Raw genomic sequence first — 19484 nt, forward strand, 5'->3', positions numbered from 1 at the left:
CGTCTTGGGGAAGGCGTCCACCTCCGGTGACCGGATGGTGGACGCCTTCCCCGCTGCCCGGACGCGGCTGGCAGGATGGAGCGCATGACTTATGTGGCCTCGGACACCCGCTACAGCACCATGCCCTACCGCCGCGTCGGACGCAGCGGGCTGAAACTGCCGGCCATCTCGCTGGGCCTGTGGCACAACTTCGGGGACGACAAGCGTTTCGACGAACAGCGCGCCATCCTGCGCCGCGCCTTCGACCTCGGCGTCACGCACTTCGACCTCGCCAACAACTACGGGCCGCCGGACGGATCCGCGGAAACCAACTTCGGCCGCCACCTGCAGGACGACTTCAGGCCCTACCGCGACGAGCTGGTGATCTCCACCAAGGCGGGCTACCACATGTGGCCCGGTCCGTACGGCGAGTGGGGCTCCCGGAAGTACCTGATCTCCAGCCTGGACCAGTCGCTGCAGCGGATGGGCCTGGACTACGTGGACATCTTCTACAGCCACCGCCCGGACCCGGAGACGCCCCTGGAGGAGACCATGGGCGCGCTGGACTACGCGGTCCGCTCAGGCAAGGCCCTGTACGCGGGCATCTCCTCCTACACCCCGGAGCAGACGCTCGAGGCCGCCCGCATCCTGAAGGAACTGGGCACGCCGCTGCTCATCCACCAGCCCAGCTACTCAATGCTGAACCGCTGGACCGAGGACGGCTCGCCGAACCTCTACGAGGCGCTGGACCAGGTGGGCGCCGGCTGCATCGCGTTCTCACCGCTGGCCCAGGGCATGCTGACCGACCGATACCTCAACGGCGTGCCCGCCGACTCCCGCGCGGCCAAGGCACGGTTCCTTTCCGAATCGGCCCTCACGGAGGACAAGCTGGACAGGGTCCGCGGGCTGAACGCCATCGCCGCCGGCCGCGGACAGTCGCTCGCGCAGATGGCCATCGCCTGGATCCTCCGCGACCAGCCCAAGGGCTCCCCGGTGACCTCGGCGCTCATCGGTGCATCCAGCGTCAGGCAGCTCGAGGACAGCCTGGCCGCCGTCGACAATCTGGAATTCAGCGCCGGGGAGCTGACCGCGATCGACGAGTTCGCCGTCGAATCCGACATCAACCTCTGGGCACAGCGGGTCTGAACGGGACGTCCAAAAAGAAGCGCGTAATCAAGCGGCCGGGGACGGCGGGAACAAAGCCGGCCCCGGCCGTGTTTGGTTAGACTGATAAACGCGCCGCGTGGCGCGGTGCCCGTCAGCCGCCGTCGTACAACAGGGTATTGACGCGCAGGGCACATGAAGTTTGTTCTCAAAGGAGTTCCGTGTCTTCGAATCCGATTCGTGTAGCTATTGTCGGTGTGGGTAACTGTGCCGCTTCGCTGGTTCAGGGTGTCCATTACTACCGGGATGCTGACCCGCGGGCCACGATTCCGGGTCTGATGCATGTGGAGTTCGGCAGGTACCACGTCCGTGATGTGCAGTTCGTGGCCGCGTTTGATGTGGACGGCAAGAAGGTCGGCCATGATCTGGCGGATGCGATCCTGGCCAGTGAGAACAACACGATCAAGCTGGCCGAGGTCCCGCCGACCGGTGTGACGGTGCAGCGCGGCCACACCCTGGACGGGTTGGGCCGGTACTACCTGGAGACGATTGAGCAGTCCACCGAGGAGCCTGTTGACGTGGTCCAGGCGCTCAAGGACGCGCAGGTGGATGTCATGGTGTGCTACCTGCCGGTGGGGTCGCAGGAGGCTGCGGAGTTCTACGCGCAGTGCGCGATCGATGCCGGGGTGGCGTTCGTGAACGCTTTGCCGGTGTTCATCGCCGGCACCAAAGAGTGGGCTGACAAGTTCACCGCAGCCGGTGTCCCGATCGTGGGCGATGACATCAAGAGCCAGATCGGTGCCACCATCACGCACCGCGTCATGGCGAAGCTGTTCGAGGACCGGGGTGTGACGCTGGACCGGACGTACCAGCTGAACGTGGGCGGGAACATGGACTTCAAGAACATGCTGGAGCGTGACCGGCTGGAGTCAAAGAAGATTTCCAAGACCCAGGCCGTGACCTCGAACGTCGAGGCCGAGCTGTCGGCCAAGGATGTGCACATCGGTCCGTCCGATTATGTGCAGTGGCTTGATGACCGGAAGTGGGCGTTTGTGCGCCTGGAGGGCCGGAACTTCGGTGACGCGCCGGTGTCTTTGGAGTACAAGCTGGAGGTGTGGGACTCGCCGAACTCGGCCGGTGTGATCATTGATGCGATCCGTGCGGCGAAGATCGGCCTGGACCGGGGCATCGGCGGTCCGCTGGTCTCGGCGTCGAGCTACTTCATGAAGTCCCCGCCGGAGCAGTTCAACGACGACCTCGCCCGCGAAAAGGTCGAGGCCTTCATCCGCGGCGACCTCGACCGCTAAACCCCCACCCGACGCTCTATCACTTCCTGCAGGTTTCGGGCCGACGCCCTATTACTCCCTGCAGGTTTTGACACGATGCTCTCTCACCTCCGGGGGGGGGAGCATCGCGCGTTAAGCCTCGTTTTCGTAGCGCCGGATCGCGTGGCTGGCATGCGCGAGTGCCAGCAGCTTCAGGACCAGCTGGCCGTGCAGGTGCATGCCGACGGCCGCCGTCATGATCAGCTGGTTTACGTCCTCCGGCTCGGTCGTGGCCGAAATGTTCACGGCGGCAATGGCGTCCACCGCCTCGCTGTAGGCGTCGAGCAACTCAGCCGTGACGGGTACGCCGAGGTCTTCCATGAGGACCAGCTGGGCATTGAGGGCATTCCTGGCGTCGCTCGGCACGTCCGGCCAGTTCCGGAAACGTACGACGGCGTCACCCGCCGGCGTCCGCACGTCACCGTGCTCTGTGCTCACCTCATCGAGGCCCAGCACCGTACGTTGCACCGCGGCCAAGACCTCAAGGCGGGGTTCGCCGTCGTCGGCCATTCTGACCAGGGAACTGATCTTGGCGATGGGCAGCCCTACCACGTTCCGCAGCGCCTGAATCAGTTCCAGCCGGCTCACGTGCTGTTCCGAATACTCGGCCCGGGTGGCGTGGACTGCACGGCCGGCGGGCAGCAGCCCTTCCCGGAGGTAGAACTTGATGCTGGCAGGGGAAACCCCTGTCCGCTCGCTGAGCTCCTTCAGCTGCATGTCCGCTCCGTTCCCCGGCGGCAATCGACTCATTGGATAGTTGCTGCGCCGCTGGCTATCTTGATTTACAGCACTGGATAGTGCTTCTATCCTAGGGGTATGGAGCCTTGGAATGTACTGCTGGCCAGCCACGTGATCGGCGCCCTTTTTGTCCTCGCCATCGGCCCTGTGCAGATCCTTCGGCGGCGCCGCGACCGCGTCCACCGCACGATGGGGCACCTGTGGGTCGCGGCGATGTACTACGTCTGCTTCAGCAGCTTCTGGATCGTCCGTGACGGGCATTTCAGCTGGCTTCACGGACTCTCCGCGTTCACGATCGTGACTGTGACGCTCGGGCTCGTCAGCGCGGTGCGCCGGAACATCCCGGCGCACCGGGGAAACATGATCGGCAGCTACATCGGCATCGTCGTGGCGTTCGGCTTCGCTGTCTCGGCCCCGGGCCGCGCGATTCCGCGACTCTTGGCCGAGGATCTTCCGACAGCCCTGTATGTGACCGCGCTGGTGGCGCTCAGCACCGCCGTCGTCTTCCTTTCGCTGCGCCGCGGAGGCCGTGAGGGGAGTGGATCGCAGCCGACGGGACAAACAGTGGCCCTTGCCGCAAGAGGCGCCGACCGCGCTCCTAAGACTGGTCCCTAAGTGGACGGGTAGCAAACCGAAGCAGTACGCCCTGAGGGGACGCTCTATCATTTGCTGCAGGCATTCGTGCCACCCGCTATCACTTTCTGCGGCTTCGACGGCGACGCTCCCTCACCCATCGGCAAAGCCCGCAGCGTGAGGATGATCCAGCTGCGCCATTCGCCGTGCCCGCTTGATGCGGGTAACCGCCCCTTCAAAACCATCGGCAAGGTCATCCTTTTTTACAGTCAGGACAATCCATCCCGCTGCTTCGAACGCTTTATCTCGCCGTTTATCACTAAAGATCTGAGCCTCGTCGAGGTGATGGTCGCCGTCGTACTGGATGGCAAGCCGGCGGGCACGGTATCCAAGATCGGCCGACGGCGACGACGGGTCGCCGCTTCTCAGCGTGAGCTGAAGATCAGGCTCAGGAAGGCCAGCGTCCACCATCGCTAAGCGCAGCATGGTTTCCGGCGCCGAATCTGCACCCACCCGCATCAGGTCCAAGGCTTCTCGGGCACGGACAACGCCCTGCAGATTGGGGTGCCGCAGAACCAGGGAACGCAATCCGTGCAACGTATCGAAGGGCTCTGTCCGGCCCTCAAACTCCAGCCGAGGAATGCGGATTATCTGATCGCCCATGCACACCAGGTCTTTCAGCGGCAGCCGTCGTGCCAGATCCAGCCACGTTCGGGAGCGGGTACTGAGCCGGATACCATCGACCGTTTCAATCTCGTCTTCTTCGGCCAGTACGGTGTGGCCGAGCACTCCCGTGCGACGCGCCGGGGGCAGGCGTTTCGGCTTGCTCAAATGCAGTTCAGTAGAGTCCGCCAGCCACGGCGGGAGCAGCTGGCAGCGGAGCCGGGCCGCCGTGACATGTGAGATCCAGGCGCCGGGCGAAACCTCAGACAGCGCCCGCGCCGCAGCCTCAAGGTCAAAGTCCCAGTCCCACGGGCGGTAGAGTCCACGCCCCACGTGGACCACGTCGCGACGCCGCAGTCTCGACGGGGGAATGCCTTCGGCTCGAGCCAAGTCGAAGGTGAACGGAGCTGATGCCAAACGTGACGGTAAGCTGTCGCGCATTTCCATGCAGGCATTGTGACCCAACTTGAGGTGGGCCTGCAGAAGTTATCCACAGGCGGCAGGGAGTGAGAGAGGGTTGGGTGGAAGGCGGCAGGGAGTGAGAGAGGGTTGGGTGGGGGGGGGCAGGGAGTGAGAGAGGGTTGGGTGGAAGGCGGCGGGGAGTGAGAGAGGGTTGGGTGGAAAGCGGCAGGGAGGGAGAGAGGGTTGGGTGGAAGGCGGCAGGGAGTGAGAGAGGGTTGGGTGGGGGCGGCAGGGAGTGAGAGAGGGGTGGGTGGAAGGCGGCAGGGAGTGAGAGAGGGTTGGGTGGAAGGCGGCAGGGAGTGAGGGAGGGGCTAGAAGAGGCCGACGGGGTTGCCGGCGTCGTCCACGTTCATCCGCATTGCCGCCGGAACTGCGGGCAGGCCGGGCATGGTCATCACTGCCCCGGTCAGGGCCACGATGAAGCCGGCGCCTGTCTTCGGGATGAGGTCGCGGACGTGGATGGTGAAGCCCTTGGGGGCGCCCAGCTTCGAGGCGTCGTCCGTGAACGAGTACTGGGTTTTCGCCATGCAGACAGGCAGCCCGGACCAGCCGTTCTTCTCGATCTCCGCCAGCCGGCGAAGGGCAGGCACGGAGAAGTCCACGCCGTCGGCACCGTAGATCTCCTGAACGATGGTTCGGATCTTGTCCTCCACAGGCATGTCCAGCGGATAGAGATGCCGGAACGCTGACGGCCCGTTCACGGCAGCGGCGACCTTGGCAGCCAGCTCATCGCCGCCGTCGCCGCCACCGCCCCGTCCCCAGATGTCGGCCACGGCCGCCTGGATGCCCTCGCCGGCGCACCAGCCGAGCAGCCAGTCGAGCTCCTCCGGGGTGTCGGACGGGAACCTGTTGATCGCCACCACCGGCGTCACCCCGAACCGCTCCACGTTCCGCACATGCCGGCGCAGGTTAACCACCCCCGCCGCCAGCGCCTCGACGTTCGGCTCGCTGAGCCGGTCCTTGGCCACCCCGCCCTGCATCTTGAGCGCGCGCACGGTGGCCACCACCACGACGGCGGCAGGTGCCACATCCGCGATGCGCGCCTTGATGTTCATGAACTTTTCCGCGCCCAGGTCCGCGCCGAACCCAGCCTCCGTAACCACGATGTCGGCCAGACGGCGGGCGGTCTGCGTGGCGATCAGCGAGTTGCAGCCGTGGGCGATGTTCGCGAACGGGCCGCCGTGGACCAGTGCCGGGGTGCCGGCGATGGTCTGGACCAGGTTGGGCTTGATCGCGTCCTTGAGCAGCAGCGTCAGCGCGCCCTGCACGCCCAGGTCCGCCACGGTAACCGGCGTCCGGTCATAGGTGTAGCCGAAAGTGATCCGGCCCAGCCGGTCCCGCAGGTCCGCCACGTCGGTGGCAAGGCAGAACACGGCCATGATTTCGGAGGCGACGGTGATGTCGAAGCCGTCCTGGCGCGGGACCCCCTGGGTGGCCCCGCCCAGTCCGATGACTATTTCTCGAAGCGAACGGTCGTTCATGTCCAGGACCCGCTTGAACGTCATCCGGCGCGGGTCGATGTTCAGTTGGTTGCCCTGGTAGATGTGGTTGTCCACGAGGGCCATAAGGGCATTGTTAGCCGAGGTTATGGCGTGGAAGTCGCCGGTGAAATGCAGGTTGATCTCGTCCATGGGCAGCACCTGGGACAGCCCGCCGCCCGTGGCCCCGCCCTTCATGCCGAGGATGGGGCCGAGCGAGGGCTCCCGCAGCGCGACCATGACCTTGTGGCCCGCCCGGGCGAGGGAGTCCGCCAGCCCCACAGTGGTGGTCGATTTTCCTTCCCCGGCCGGCGTGGGCGACATCGCCGACACCAGGACCACCTTCCCGGCGGGCGCCGGGGCGGTCAGTTTGGCGGGGTCGATCTTGGCCTTGTACCGGCCGTAGTGCTCCACGGCATCGGGATCGATGCCTGCGGCCGCGGCGATGTCCTCGATGGGCTGCAGCACTGCCCGGCGGGCAATCTCCAGGTCGCTCAGGGAAGTGACGGTACCGCTCGGGGGAGTGCTGTCAGACATCGTTGTCCTTTCAGTTTGGCCTCAGCCGGTGAGCCGTGAACCGTAGACGGCGGCCATGGGGTGGCTGGAGGCGTGTTCGTCGATGGCGGCGTGGTAACTGTCGAGGGTGATGGCGGCGGTGCGTTGCCAGCCGGAGTTGGCGGCGTGGATGGCGGCGGCGGTGCCCATGTTGTGCCGGGTGGCGGGGTCGTCGTGGAGGGCTTCGAGGGCGTCGGCCCAGTCGGAGGCGTGGTGTCCGTTGACGAGCAGGCCGGTGCGGCCGTGGCTGACGGCGCGGGTGAGGCCGCCGACGCGGGTGGCGATCACGGGCGTGCCGCAGGCCTGGGCTTCGAGGGCCACCAGACCGAAGGATTCGCTGAAGGAGGGCATGGCAACGACGTCGGCCGAGCGGAACCAGCCAGCCAGTTCAGGTGCGCTGACGGGCGGGTGGTGCGTCACGACGTCGTCCATTCCGGCCGCGCTGACAAGCGACGTCAGGTTGAAGTCCTTGGCGCCGCTGAGGGCACCGAGGATGGTCAGTTTCAGGTTGATGTCCGGACGGCGCCCGCGGAGCAGGGCGGCGGCCTTGAGCAGGATCTGCGGGCCTTTGAGCCGCTGGATCCGGCCGGCGAAGAGAATATGGAAGGTGTCAGGGCTGATGCTGTGGGCGGCACGGGAGGCGGCGCGGAACGCCGGGGTGAAGACAGCGAGGTCGACGCCGGGGGGTGCGACGTCGATGTGGTCGAAATCGGCGCCATAGTGGGAGACCAGCTCGGCGGCTTCTGCGGTGGTGTTGGCGATGAGGCGGGTGGCGCCGTCGACGATGCGGTGTTCGCCGTCCTCGCGGCGCCGGGGCTCGGGCTGCTCGCCGGAGTGCAGGAGGAGGTTTTTCACCTTGGCCATGGTGTGCATGGTGTGCACGAGCGGAACGTTCCAGAGGCCGGAGAGTTCGAGGCCGGCGACGCCGGAGACCCAGTAGTGGGAGTGGATGAGGTCATAGCGGCCGTGAGGCTGCTGGGCGCGGATGCGTTCGATCTCGGCCACCATGCTGTGCAGCAGTTCCGGCAGTTCCTCTTTGGGGAGTTTGCGGGGCGGGCCGGCCAGAACGTTGTGGACGCAGACGCCGGGGTCCGGGTGTTCGACGGCGGGCTGGCCGGCGGAGGTGGAGCGGGTGAAGATTTCCACTTCGACGCCGGTTTCGGCCAGGGCGGAGGCGAGGCCGCGGATGTAGACGTTCATGCCGCCGGCGTCCCCGGAACCGGGCTGCTCCATGGGGGAGGTATGCAGGGACAGGAAAGCCACTCGCTTGATCACAGACATGGCCCTCCCTCCTCTCCGTGCTGCTGGGACTGCATCGAATAAAACACTACTCCTGAAGCGCCGGTGCGACGGCGGCCGGGCGGCCGCTGCTCGCATGCGGGCTTGCGTAAAAACCCGGTGCCCTCCGCGGCAGGAGGATGGCGGATGTAGCACGCACAGGTTAAATAGCAGCTCGCCCCGGCCACCCGCCTCACCGGCGCCACAGTGCGGCCAGCCCCGGAAACGCGCTTTCGTAGCCAGCAAGCAGCGCCTCAGCCAGCTTCGCGGAGCCCACCAGGGGGTGCCCGGCGAAGGCTTCCAGTGCCGCACTGCGGTCACCAGTGGTTGCCGCACGAACGGTTAGCAGTTCCACATTCTTGACCTGCCGCAAAAGGTCCAGTTGCGGTGCATCGGGCCGGTCCTGCGGCACTGGCACTGCCCCCTCCGGCGTGACGGTGCAGGGGACTTCGACGACGGCGTCCGCCGGCAACCCGGGGATCGCGGCCCGGGTGCCACCCGGGCCGGTCGAAGACTGTCGGGTGAAGTTTGGGGTGTTGAGGATCAGCTGGGTGCCGGCGCCAGCATCGCCAGCGCCGGCATCCCCTGTGCGAGCGTCGCCAGCGGCGCCGGCCACCGCCCGCATCACCGCCAGCGCCACCTGCTCATAGCCGCCGCCGGCAAGATCCTCGGGGTGCCGCGCCTCGCCGCGGGACCTGGCTTCGGCCAGATACCCTTCCTCGCGCGAGAGTCGCGCCGCCTCCCACAGGCCGTATGCTTCGTCCCCGGCCGCTGCCAGCCGCGGATACAGCTCCGCCTGCTGGCCGTGGATCGATTCGCCGCGGGTCAGGGCCATGGCCCGCATCCCCGCCGCCGCGCGAGCCGCCTCGTAGTAGTAGAACAGGTACTCATTCGGCAGCAGCCCCAGATCGCGCAGGAACGGCTGCGGAAACAGCCTGCCCTCCTCGAAGCCGGCAAGGGCATCCGGATCCGCCAGCAGGCCGGGAAGGGCATCACGGCCGCCGCTCTCGAGCCGGTACAGCCAACCGAGGTGGTTCAGCCCAAAGTAGCCCACGCCGTCGAGCCTTCCCGGCGGCAGCGGCACCCCGGCCGCCCGGGCGGCGCGGTGCACGAGGGCGCTCGCGGAATCGCAGATGCCGATCACTTTCCGGCCCAGCACCGGAACCAGCGCCTCGGTGACCATTCCGGCGGGATTCGTGAAATTGACCAGCCAGGCGTCGGGGCAGTGCGTCCGCATGGCGGCGGCCAGCTCCAGCATGGCCGGGATGGACCGCAGGGCGTAGGAGATGCCGCCGGCGCCGGTGGTCTCCTGGCCCAGCAGCCCGAGGTCCCGGGCCACCCGTTCGTCGGCGACCCGGCCGGCAGTTCCGCCCGGGCGGATGGCGGCGAACACGATGTCCGTCCCGCTCAGGGCGCGGGGGAGGGACGTCGTGGACGTCACGGCGGGCGGACGCTTGGGGTAAGGTCCGACGGCGGGACTTCCGTTCCGCGCACCGCCCGCCTCCGAGGACATGGACCTCAGGACGGCCTCGATGGCGGCCAGGCGGCCGCCGTCGACGTCGTACAGCACCACCTCACTGACCAGGCCGGAATAGGGCCCGGAACTCAGGGCACGATAAACGAGGGGAACCCGGAATCCGCCGCCGCCGGCGATCATGAGCCGCATGGCAGGAGTCTATGCGCCGCAGCCGGCAACGGGGCCGGAACTGCCGTGCGCAAAGCGGTCCGGCGCCGCCAGACCCCCACGTCGCGGGGTTTCAACGCCAAGGTCCGTGGCGTAATGTGCCGAGCATGGAGGCGAATCCCGCACGCCGTTTCGATCCCCTCGCGGCCGTCCGAACCCAAGCGGCCGGGGAGTTCGATGTGCTGCTGGCCGGGACCGTCTTTCAGGACATCATCTTCACCGGACTGCCGCACGCGCCCGAACCCGGAACCGAGATCTGGAGCGAAGGGATGGGCAGCTGCCCCGGCGGCGTCGCGAACCAGGCGATAGCCGCGGCCCGACTGGGCCTGCGCACCGGGCTGGCGGCGGCCTTCGGCGATGACGGCTACGGGGACTACAACTGGAAGATCCTGGCCGGGCAGGAGCACGTGGACCTGTCCCTGTCCCGCCGGGTCCCGGGCTGGCACTCGCCGGTGACAGTGTCGCTCAGCGTGGACCACGACCGGTCCATGGTCACGCACGGGCACCCGGCGCCGGTTACTGCTTCCGAGCTGATCGGGGATCCGCCCCGCGCCCTGGCGGCCGTGGCGGATTTGGGTCATGAACTGGAGCCGTGGGCGCTCGCGGCGCACAAGGCGGGAGTGAAGCTGTTCGGCGACGTCGGCTGGGACCCCACCGGCGAGTGGGCCAACGCGCGGCTTGAGAACCTGCAGTACTTCCACGCCTTCATGCCCAACCAGCGCGAGGCCATGGCCTTCACCGGCAAAAACGATCCCTGGGCGGCGCTCTATGCCCTCGCGGACCGGGTGCCGGTGGCGGTGGTGACGCTGGGGGCGCAGGGAGCGGTGGCCGTCGACTCCGAAACCGGCGAGGAGGAATGGGTGCCCTCGCTGCCGGTGGCCGCCTTCGATCCGACCGGTGCCGGGGACTGCTTCGGCGCTGCATTCATCGTCGGCAGCCTGGCGGGATGGCGCCTCGGCGACCGGTTGCGGTTCGCCAACCTCTGTGCCGCGCTGGCCGTCCAGGAGGTGGGCGGCTCCCTCGCGGCGCCGGGCTGGGGAGATATTGCCGACTGGTGGAAGCGCGCCAACGCCCGGCCGGAGCGCCGCGGCAGCCAATGGCTGCGCCGCTACTCCTTCCTCGCCGACATTGTCCGGGACGTTCCGCAGGAGGCCCAGCGCCGCGCGTCCGCCACCATCGCGCACCTCTCGGACGCCTGAGGAGACGGCCGTCCACACGACCGGCAGGCTGTTTTCCGGGCAATTATTCGGCCCGAAGCGCCAGCACTAGAATCAGTAGAGTGATTTATCCAGCAGCAACAGGAGACCGCCCGGCAGTAACGGGCCCGCGCGGCACGTTCGACGGTTCCGCCCGGCCGGCCCATGAACGCTCCGCCGTGATAGACCTTGAGGCCATCCGGCACAATGTCCGGCGGCTCGCCGCAGCCGCGGAGCCGGCCAAGGTGATGGCGGTGGTCAAGGCCGACGCGTACGGGCACGGTGCCGTGCCGGTGGCCCGCGCTGCCCTTGAGGCCGGCGCCAGCTGGCTGGGTGTCGCCCACATCTCCGAGGCGCTGGCACTGCGCGCGGCGGGCATCGAAGCGCCCCTGCTCGCCTGGCTGCACACCCCCGAAAGCAACTTCGGCGCGGCGGTGGCCGCAGGGATTGATATCGGCTGCTCCGGCTGGGAGCTGGACCGGATTGTGGCCGCTGCCCGGGAGCAGGAACGCCCGGCACGCGTCCACCTCAAGGTGGACACGGGACTCGGCCGCAACGGCGCCACGGTGGAGGTATGGGACCGGCTGGTGGGCGAAGCGGTGGAATACCAGGACCAGGGGCTGCTGCGCGTGGTGGGGATCTTCTCCCATCTCGCCGTCGCCGATGAGCCCGAGCGCCCCGAAACCGACGACCAGCTCGCCGCGTTCCGTGAGGTGCTGGCTATCGCCGAGGACGCCGGCGTGGACCCCGAAGTGCGCCACCTGGCCAACACCCCGGCCACGCTGTCCCGGCCGGACACACACTTTGACCTGGTCCGCGTGGGGCTGGGGATCTACGGACTCTCGCCGTTCGAGGGGCAGACGTCCGCGGAACTGGGTCTTCGGCCCGCCATGACCCTGCGCACCGTCGTTTCCCACTGCAAGGACGTGCACTCCGGCCAGGGCGTCTCCTATGGCTTCAACTACCACACCTCCGGCGAGAGCACGCTGGGGCTCATCCCGCTTGGCTATGCCGACGGCGTGCCCCGCGTCGCCACCGGAGGCCCTGTCCGCGTGGAGGGCGTCACCTACCCCGTGGTGGGACGGATCGCCATGGACCAGATGGTGATCGACCTGGGCCCGCTGGACGTGACCCGGGGCGGCCACACCGTCCTCGGCGCCGAGGCAGTCCTGTTCGGCGACGGCTCCGACGGCGGCCCGACGGCCGATGACTGGGCCCGCGCGGCCGGCACCAACAACTACGAGATCGTCACCCGCATCAGCCCCCGCGTTCCCCGCACCTTCATCAACGAATCGCCCGTGAGCGAAGCGCGGGACAGCGGAGCGGCCGCAACCGAAGCGCCGGCGCCATGAGTGTTCCGGAAACCGGCGGTGTTCCGGAAACCGGCGGTAAGGAGAGCGGCGGCGCTCCGCTGTGGGTCCAGACCCTGACGGTTACGACGGCGGACCAGACCCATGCGCTCGGCGCGGCTCTGGCTGGGGTGCTCCGGGCGGGGGACCTGCTGGTGCTTACCGGCGAACTGGGCGCCGGCAAGACGACCTTCACTCAGGGCCTCGGTGAGGGCCTGGGCGTCCGCGAGGGCATCATTTCCCCGACCTTCGTGCTGGTGCGCATCCACCCGAACCTTCCCGAGGGGCCACGGCCGGGCGGGCCGGACCTGGTGCACGTGGACGCCTACCGTCTTGGATCTGCAGCGGAAATTGATGACATCGACCTGGAGAACACGCTTGACTCGGCCGTGACCGTGGTGGAGTGGGGCCGTGACCGCGTGGAGCACCTGACGGAGAGCCGGCTCGAGGTGGAACTGCACCGCCAGCTGGGCGGCGCCGCCCCTGCCCACCAGACCGGGAACGGCGCCCTGGACTTCGAGTCGGAGGACGACGACGAGGCCCGCACCATCATCATCCGCGGCTTTGGGCCGCGCTGGGCCGAACAGCCGGTTCTGGCGGCGGAAGGAATCTCCTGATGCTCATTCTCGCTATTGACACGTCCGCCGTGGCCAGCGCCGCGCTGGTGTCCGATGATGCGCTGGAAGGCGTGGTGGGCAGCTTCTCCACCGAAGACACCAGAAGCCACGCCGAGGTCCTCGCGCCCGGAATCGAGCGGCTGCTGGCGGACGCCGGAGTGACCGGGGCCGACATCGACGCGATCGTCGTGGGCGTGGGGCCGGGCCCCTTCACCGGCCTCCGGTCCGGCATCGCGACGTCGCGTACCCTCGCGTTTGTCTGGAACGCCCCGCTGCACGGCATGATGAGCCTCGACGCCGTCGCCCTGGAAGTTGCGGAGTCCACCGACGCGCCGGCCGAGTTCCTCGTGGCCACCGACGCCCGGCGCAAAGAGGTCTACTGGGCGCGCTACACCCTGGCCGCGGGCCAGCTGCCAACGCTCACGGACGGGCCGCACGTTGGTTTTGCCGCGGACCTTCCCGGCCTGCCGGCCTACGGCGCAGGCGCGGGCCTCTACCCTGGGGATGTCCGGGCGGATCCGGACTTCAGCACCGAACAGCCTGACGCCCTGTACCTGGGACAGTTCGCGCTGGCGCGGCTCGCGGCGGGGGAGCAGCTCCTGGACTCCACGCCGCTGTACCTCCGTGAGTCCGACGCCCAGGTCCCCGGCCCCCGGAAGCGTGCCCTGTGAACCTGCTGCCTGATTCATCCGGAAGTCCGACACCCGGCGACCCGACGCCGGGCGACCCCACACCCGGCAACGCTCCCGTCCTGCCGCGCCAGCTGGACTCAGGCGTGACCGTCAGGGACATGCTTCCCGGCGACATCCCCGCCGTCCACGAGCTGGAGGTCCGGCTGTTCCCGGTGGACGCGTGGCCGCTGCAGATGTTCTGGGATGAACTGGTGCAGCCGGAGACCCGCAGGTACCTCGTGGCCGAGGGGCCGGACGGCATCGTCGGCTACGCGGGACTCATGTGCGTCGAGCCGATAGCGGACGTCCAGACCATCGCCGTCGTGCCCGAATATGAGGGCAGGGGCATCGGCACAGCGCTCCTCACCGACCTGATCGCCGAGGGGCGCCGCCGCGGCGCAGCGGACATCCTGCTCGAGGTCCGCGCGGACAACCCGCGCGCCCAGCAGCTGTACGTCCGCTTCGGCTTTGAGCAGATCCACGTGCGGAAGCGGTACTACCGCGACGGCGTCGATGCCCTGATCATGCGGCTGCAGCTGGAGGACGTGCTCACGCTGCACCATGAAATTGTGCAAGAGGAAATAGTGCACCAGGACACCCTGCACGATCCCCAGCCCGTGCAGACTGACGAAGCCGGCAGCGCCGGCGCAACCGCTCCGACGGAGGCAGACCAGAAATGAACCGCTCACAGCCGCTGGTACTCGGCATCGAGTCCTCGTGCGACGAAACAGGCGTCGGCATCGTGCGCGGCACCGACCTGCTGACCAACACGGTGTCCTCGTCCATGGAGGAGCATGTACGGTTCGGCGGCGTGATTCCGGAGATCGCCTCCCGTGCCCACCTGGATGCGTTCGTTCCTGCACTCCAGGCAGCGCTGGCCGAGGCGGACGTGACGCTGGACGAGATCGACGCCATCGCGGTGACGTCCGGTCCGGGACTGGCCGGCGCGCTGATGGTCGGCGTGTGCGCAGCGAAGGCGCTCGCCGTTGCCACGGGCAAGCCGCTGTATGCCATCAACCACCTGGTGGCCCACGTGGGGGTCGGCCTGCTGAACCCGGGCAACAGGACGGCAAACGCGGGCAGGAACCCGGCAAACCCGGTCCTGCCTGAAAACCTGGGCGCCCTGCTGGTTTCCGGCGGCCACACCGAGATCCTGCGCATCCGCAGCATCACGGACGACGTCGAACTGCTCGGTTCAACTATCGATGACGCCGCCGGCGAGGCCTACGACAAGGTGGCCCGGATCCTGGGCCTGGGCTATCCCGGTGGCCCCGCCATCGACCGGCTGGCGCGGAAAGGAAACGCCAAAGCCATCCGGTTCCCGCGGGGACTGACGCAGCCCAAGTACATGGGCACCGCCGAGGAACCGGGCCGGCACCGGTACGACTGGTCCTTCAGCGGCCTGAAGACCGCGGTGGCGCGGTGCGTGGAGCAGTTCGAAGCCGCCGGCGAACCCGTGCCGGTGGCGGACATCGCTGCCGCGTTCCAGGAAGCCGTGGTGGATGTCATCACCTCGAAGGCCGTCCTGGCCTGCCGCGAGCGTGGCATCACCGAGCTGCTGCTGGGCGGGGGAGTGGCCGCCAATTCGAGGCTGCGGCAGCTGACCGAACAGCGCTGCTCGGCCGCCGGCATCACGCTGCACGTCCCGCCGCTGGACCTGTGCACGGACAACGGCGCCATGGTGGCAGCGCTCGGCGCCCAGCTGGTCATGGCGGGTATCGACCCCAGCGGCATCGGCTTCGCGCCGGACTCGTCGATGCCCGTGACCACGGTGTCAGCGCCAGCCACGAACACAGCCCGCGCCGGCGCGAGCGCTTAAGACCAGGCGGCGCCCCTCATCCGCGGAGGCGGGCCCTTACGCCGTCGGGCCGTTCCGCATCTGCTTGACGAGGTCGAGGACCACGGCCTGGAGGTTGCCGCCGCTTTCGGCGGCCACGCGCCGCTGGCGCTGGTATCCGGCGCCGCGGCTGATGATCTTTTCGACGTCGGCCAGCTCATCCGAGCAGCGCAGTTTGGCGGCGATCGGCTCGAGACGGTTCAGCGTCTCCAGCAGGTGGTCGGTGACGAGCTGCTCGTTGCCCTCGGCGTCGAGGATGATGATCGCATCCATGCCGTAGCGGGCAGCCCGCCACTTGTTCTCCTGGACGTGCCACGGCGGCATGGTGGGAATGCTGCCGCCGGCGTCGAGGATGCCGGAGAACTCATGCACCAGGCACTGGGTGAGGGCTGCGACGGCGCCTACTTCCTCGAGCGTGGCCAGGCCGTCGCAGATGCGCATCTCGATGGTGCCCAGGGCGGGCACGGGGCGGATGTCCCAGCGGATCTCGGAGATGGTGTCGATCACGCCGGTGGTGAACATGTCCTGGACGTAGGACTCGTATTCTTCCCAGCTGGGGAACTGGAAGGGCAGTCCCGCCGTGGGCAGCTGCTGGAACATGAGCGCCCGCTGCGATGCGTAGCCGGTGTCTTCGCCGCCCCAGAACGGGCTTGACGCGGAGAGGGCCTGGAAATGAGGGAAGTAATTGACCAGGCCGTCCAGCACAGGGAGGACCTTGCTGCGCCGGTCCAGGCCAACGTGGACATGCACCCCGTAGATCACCATCTGGCGGCCCCACCACTGCGTGCGGTCGATCAGCTTGGCGTAGCGCTCCTTGTCCGTGACCGGCTGCAGCTGCGGCGGGCTGAACGGATGGCTCCCGGCGCAGAACACTTCCACGCCCATGGGGTCCGTGACTTCACGGAGGGCGGCCAGGGAGCGGGCGAGGTCTTCCTTCGCCTCCGCAGCGGTCTCGCAGATGCCGGTCACGAGCTCCACGGTGTTCAGGAGCAGCTCCTGCTTGATGTGGGGGTGCTCGTCATCCTCGTTCAGTTCGGGATGCCGTGCTGCGACCCCGCGCAGGACCTCGTTGGCCACGGACGAAAGTTCGCCGGTCTGCGCATCCACCAGCGCGAGTTCCCATTCCACACCAAGAGTTGATTGCCTGGATGAAGCGAAATCAATCTTCATGTGTCCCTCACTGTTTTGGTGGCAATTGCCGATGGTCCGCCGTCCGTTCCTGGCGAACAGCTGGCAGGGGAACGGTCACTCAAGTCTAGTGCAGGGGTAGCATCGGAGTGATGGCTTGGCTACACAGGGCGAGTGAGAGTGTTCACAAAACCGGCCGCCCCCAAACCCCCAGAAAACTTCCCGGCGTTGCAGGCGTCCGGACTGCGTCAGCGCTCGCGGCGCTGTTCGCCGTCGCCTCCTGCACGGCGCCGCCGGCACCCCAGCCGGAACAAAGCACGACGACGGCGCCCGCGGCTTCCGCTTCCGGCTCACCCAGGGCGCCCCAGACAGCCCCACCGGAGACAGGCACGCGCAGCCCGGCCCCACCGACGGCTGCGCCTGCACCCAGGGAAACTGCGGCTTTGGGCTGGGGCCCGCAGCAGCGGGACGCCGATGCCGCCGCAGCGGCAGTGGCAAAAATGACCCTGGAACAGAAGGCCGGGCAGGTGATCCTCCCCTTCTACACCGGCCTGGACCACGAGGCCCAGGCCGCCCAGGTGGAACGCCTCCACCTGGCCGGCTCCATGATCATGGCCGACAACGTACCAGGAACCGCCACCGGCCTGGTGGACGTCCGGGCACTGGCCGGCGTGACGGGCCGGCTGGACAAGGCGGCCCGCGCCGGCGGCCGCACCTGGCCCGGCCTCATCGGCGTCGACCAGGAAGGCGGAGCGGTGAGCCGCATCGGCGCTCCGCTCACGCGCTGGCCCGCTCCCATGAGCTACGGCGCGGCGGGCAGCGTGCCCCTGGCCGCTGAGGCCGGCACCGGGCTGGCGGCGGAACTGGCGCCGTTGGGTTTCACCGTGGACTTCGCGCCAACCGCCGACATCACGATCGGCCCCGCCGATCCCACCATCGGAGCGCGGTCCATGTCCGCCGACCCCCGCGCCGCGGCATCGCTGAGTGCCGGCTTCACCAAGGGCATGCTGGCCGGCGGCGTGCTGCCCGCCGTCAAGCACTTTCCGGGGCACGGCTCGGTGACCACCGATTCCCATAAGGCCCTCCCGGTCCAGAACGCCACCCTCCCGGAGCTGAAGGCGCGGGACTGGAAGCCGTTCCAGTCCGCGGTCAAGGCAGGGGCTCCCATGATCATGACCGGGCACATCGCCGTCCGGGCGCTGGAGCCGGGAGTGCCCGCATCCCTGTCGAAGGCGACGTACTCGGCACTTCGCGGGCTGGGCTTCAAAGGCGTTGCTGTCACGGACGGGCTGAACATGGGCGCGGTAACCGGCCGGTATCCGCACGGGTCCGCAGCCCCTGCCGCGCTGGCGGCGGGGGCGGACCTGCTGCTGATGCCGGCGGACGCGGCCGCCGCACATGCCGCCGTCGTCCGGGCCGTCGCCGGGGGAAAGCTCCCGCTGCAGCGCCTCGAGGAGGCCGCCCGCCGGGTGGTCACCATGATGGTCTGGCGCGGACGGACAGCGAAGCCCAGGCCCCCGGCAGCCCCGGGGAGCGGCGAAGCCCTGTCCGCGAAGATTTCGGCCCGGGCCATCACGGTGGTGGCAGGCCGGTGCAAGGGCGCGTCCGTGTCCGGCAGCGTCCGGGTGGCAGGCGGCACGCCAGTGGACCGGGCCCGCTTCGCCGCGGCGGCGAAGGACGCGGGAATCGCGCTGGGGAGGGGGCCGCTGGTCACGCTGATCGGGTACGGGGGCGGGCCGGTGAAAAGCGACCTCGCGGTGGCCCTGGACGCGCCGTGGCCGCTGGCGCAGTCCGCTGCGCCCACCAAGATCGCACTCTTCGGCCGCTCGCCGGGGGCGTACAAAGCACTGCTGGCCGTCCTGGCGGGCAAGGCCGGCGCCCCTGGAAAGCTGCCGGCCGCCGTCGGATCCTACCGGGCGGGCACCGGCTGCAGGTAATGGCGCCGGTTGCAGGTAACACGGGCGTGCCCGCCGTTTAATGCACGGGCTTTAATGGAGGGGTGCCGATTCTGAACAAAGACATGACCCTGTGCATCTCCCTCTCGGCCCGGCCGAGCAACAACGGGACCCGCTTCCACAACCACCTGTACGACCAGCTGGGCCTGAACTGGATCTACAAGGCCTTCGCGCCCACTGACCTGGCCCAGGCGATCGCGGGCGTCCGCGGCCTGGGGATCCGGGGCTGCGCCGTCTCCATGCCCTACAAGGAGGACGTCATCGCCCTGGTGGATGCCATGGACCCGTCCGCGAAGGCGATCGATTCCGTCAACACCATCGTCAACGATGGCGGGCGGCTGACCGCCTACAACACCGACTACACGGCGATCGAGCAGCTGCTGCAGAGCAACGCCGTGCCCGTCGGGTCGTCGGTGCTGCTCAAAGGCGCCGGCGGCATGGCCAAGGCCACGGCCGCGGCGCTGCGTGACGCGGGCTTCAAGGACGTCACCATCATCGCCCGCAACGAAGCCGCCGGCCGGGCGCTCGCCGATCTCTACGGCTTCGCCTGGCGCGCCGAACTCGGCACCGGCGCGGAGGCGACGGCGGACATGATCATCAACGTCACGCCCGTGGGAATGGCCGGGGGACCCGAAGCGGACGCGCTGTCCTTTCCCGCCGAAACCATCGAGGCCGCCAAGGTTGTCTTCGACGTCGTGGCGCTGCCCCCGGAAACGCCCCTCATCAAGGCGGGGCGGGCGGCCGGAAAGCAGGTCATCACCGGTGCGGAGGTGGCCACCATCCAGGCGCTGGAGCAGTTTGTGCTGTACACGGGCATCCGGCCCACGGAGCAGCAGGTCCGGGACGCCGAGGCGTTCGTGCGCGCGCAGTAGTTAGCAGGCGCAGGAGGTAG

Annotated in this window: 16 protein-coding genes and 1 pseudogene; 11 read left to right on the top strand and 6 right to left on the bottom strand. The window is 68.4% G+C overall.

Features of this window, described 5'->3' with window-relative positions; genetic code table 11:
* The first annotated feature begins 84 nt into the window (after positions 1 to 84).
* Together mgrA and BWQ92_RS16850 are read left to right on the top strand one after the other, a co-directional pair.
* Complete coding sequence (gene mgrA, locus BWQ92_RS16845) at positions 85 to 1125, top strand: L-glyceraldehyde 3-phosphate reductase (RefSeq protein WP_076801313.1); 1041 nt, start codon at positions 85 to 87, stop codon at positions 1123 to 1125.
* Positions 1126 to 1304: 179 nt separating this feature from the next.
* A complete protein-coding gene (locus BWQ92_RS16850; RefSeq protein ID WP_076799957.1) occupies positions 1305 to 2390 on the top strand; it encodes an inositol-3-phosphate synthase in 1086 nt (361 codons plus the stop codon).
* Between the two features lie 111 nt (positions 2391 to 2501).
* On the opposite strand, the gene BWQ92_RS16855 is transcribed toward BWQ92_RS16850, so the two are convergent.
* A complete protein-coding gene (locus BWQ92_RS16855; protein WP_076801316.1) occupies positions 2502 to 3125 on the bottom strand; it encodes a MerR family transcriptional regulator in 624 nt (207 codons plus the stop codon).
* A gap of 99 nt (positions 3126 to 3224) precedes the next feature.
* On the opposite strand from BWQ92_RS16855, the gene BWQ92_RS16860 reads away from it, so the two are divergent.
* Entirely contained in the window at positions 3225 to 3761 is a 537-nt protein-coding gene (locus BWQ92_RS16860) for a DUF2306 domain-containing protein (protein WP_076801318.1), read from the top strand.
* A 111-nt stretch (positions 3762 to 3872) separates the two neighbouring features.
* On the opposite strand, the gene BWQ92_RS16865 is transcribed toward BWQ92_RS16860, so the two are convergent.
* The 4 genes from BWQ92_RS16865 to BWQ92_RS16880 form a co-directional block, all read right to left on the bottom strand.
* Entirely contained in the window at positions 3873 to 4829 is a 957-nt protein-coding gene (locus tag BWQ92_RS16865; protein WP_076801320.1) for a hypothetical protein, read from the bottom strand.
* A gap of 326 nt (positions 4830 to 5155) precedes the next feature.
* A complete protein-coding gene (locus tag BWQ92_RS16870; protein ID WP_076801323.1) occupies positions 5156 to 6859 on the bottom strand; it encodes a formate--tetrahydrofolate ligase in 1704 nt (567 codons plus the stop codon).
* Positions 6860 to 6880: 21 nt separating this feature from the next.
* Entirely contained in the window at positions 6881 to 8158 is a 1278-nt protein-coding gene (gene mshA / locus BWQ92_RS16875) for a D-inositol-3-phosphate glycosyltransferase (protein ID WP_076801325.1), read from the bottom strand.
* A 190-nt stretch (positions 8159 to 8348) separates the two neighbouring features.
* Positions 8349 to 9821 carry a family 4 glycosyl hydrolase gene (locus tag BWQ92_RS16880; protein WP_076801328.1) on the bottom strand — a complete coding sequence of 491 codons (1473 nt, stop codon included), beginning with the start codon at positions 9819 to 9821 and terminating at the stop codon, positions 8349 to 8351.
* 125 nt (positions 9822 to 9946) lie between these two features.
* On the opposite strand from BWQ92_RS16880, the gene BWQ92_RS16885 reads away from it, so the two are divergent.
* From BWQ92_RS16885 to tsaD, 6 genes and pseudogenes are all read left to right on the top strand, one after another.
* Positions 9947 to 11038 (top strand): carbohydrate kinase family protein, encoded by a 1092-nt coding sequence (locus tag BWQ92_RS16885; RefSeq protein ID WP_076801330.1) that lies wholly within the window; start codon positions 9947 to 9949, stop codon positions 11036 to 11038.
* Positions 11039 to 11118: 80 nt separating this feature from the next.
* Positions 11119 to 12387 (top strand): alanine racemase, encoded by a 1269-nt coding sequence (gene alr / locus BWQ92_RS16890; protein WP_076801333.1) that lies wholly within the window; start codon positions 11119 to 11121, stop codon positions 12385 to 12387.
* Positions 12384 to 13001, top strand: a complete 618-nt coding sequence (gene tsaE / locus BWQ92_RS16895) for a tRNA (adenosine(37)-N6)-threonylcarbamoyltransferase complex ATPase subunit type 1 TsaE (protein WP_076801335.1) — start codon at positions 12384 to 12386, stop codon at positions 12999 to 13001. Before alr ends, tsaE begins: the two co-directional genes overlap by 4 nt.
* Positions 13001 to 13672, top strand: a complete 672-nt coding sequence (tsaB, locus tag BWQ92_RS16900) for a tRNA (adenosine(37)-N6)-threonylcarbamoyltransferase complex dimerization subunit type 1 TsaB (protein ID WP_076801338.1) — start codon at positions 13001 to 13003, stop codon at positions 13670 to 13672. Before tsaE ends, tsaB begins: the two co-directional genes overlap by 1 nt.
* Before the next feature lie 119 nt (positions 13673 to 13791).
* Positions 13792 to 14211, top strand: a pseudogene (gene rimI / locus BWQ92_RS16905) (ribosomal protein S18-alanine N-acetyltransferase); the annotation flags it as partial.
* Between the two features lie 137 nt (positions 14212 to 14348).
* Positions 14349 to 15491, top strand: a complete 1143-nt coding sequence (gene tsaD / locus BWQ92_RS16910; RefSeq protein WP_076801340.1) for a tRNA (adenosine(37)-N6)-threonylcarbamoyltransferase complex transferase subunit TsaD — start codon at positions 14349 to 14351, stop codon at positions 15489 to 15491.
* 36 nt (positions 15492 to 15527) lie between these two features.
* Here tsaD and BWQ92_RS16915 read toward each other — a convergent pair whose 3' ends face one another.
* Positions 15528 to 16679: a glutamate--cysteine ligase gene (locus BWQ92_RS16915; protein WP_076801343.1), complete on the bottom strand. Its 1152-nt coding sequence runs from the start codon at positions 16677 to 16679 to the stop codon at positions 15528 to 15530.
* 401 nt (positions 16680 to 17080) lie between these two features.
* On the opposite strand from BWQ92_RS16915, the gene BWQ92_RS16920 reads away from it, so the two are divergent.
* Positions 17081 to 18574, top strand: a complete 1494-nt coding sequence (locus BWQ92_RS16920; protein WP_236782988.1) for a glycoside hydrolase family 3 N-terminal domain-containing protein — start codon at positions 17081 to 17083, stop codon at positions 18572 to 18574.
* A 62-nt stretch (positions 18575 to 18636) separates the two neighbouring features.
* A complete protein-coding gene (locus tag BWQ92_RS16925) occupies positions 18637 to 19464 on the top strand; it encodes a shikimate 5-dehydrogenase (RefSeq protein WP_257787653.1) in 828 nt (275 codons plus the stop codon).
* Positions 19465 to 19484: the final 20 nt, after the last annotated feature.

This window comes from Arthrobacter sp. QXT-31, from assembly GCF_001969265.1.
Classification (GTDB): Bacteria; Actinomycetota; Actinomycetes; order Actinomycetales; family Micrococcaceae; genus Arthrobacter.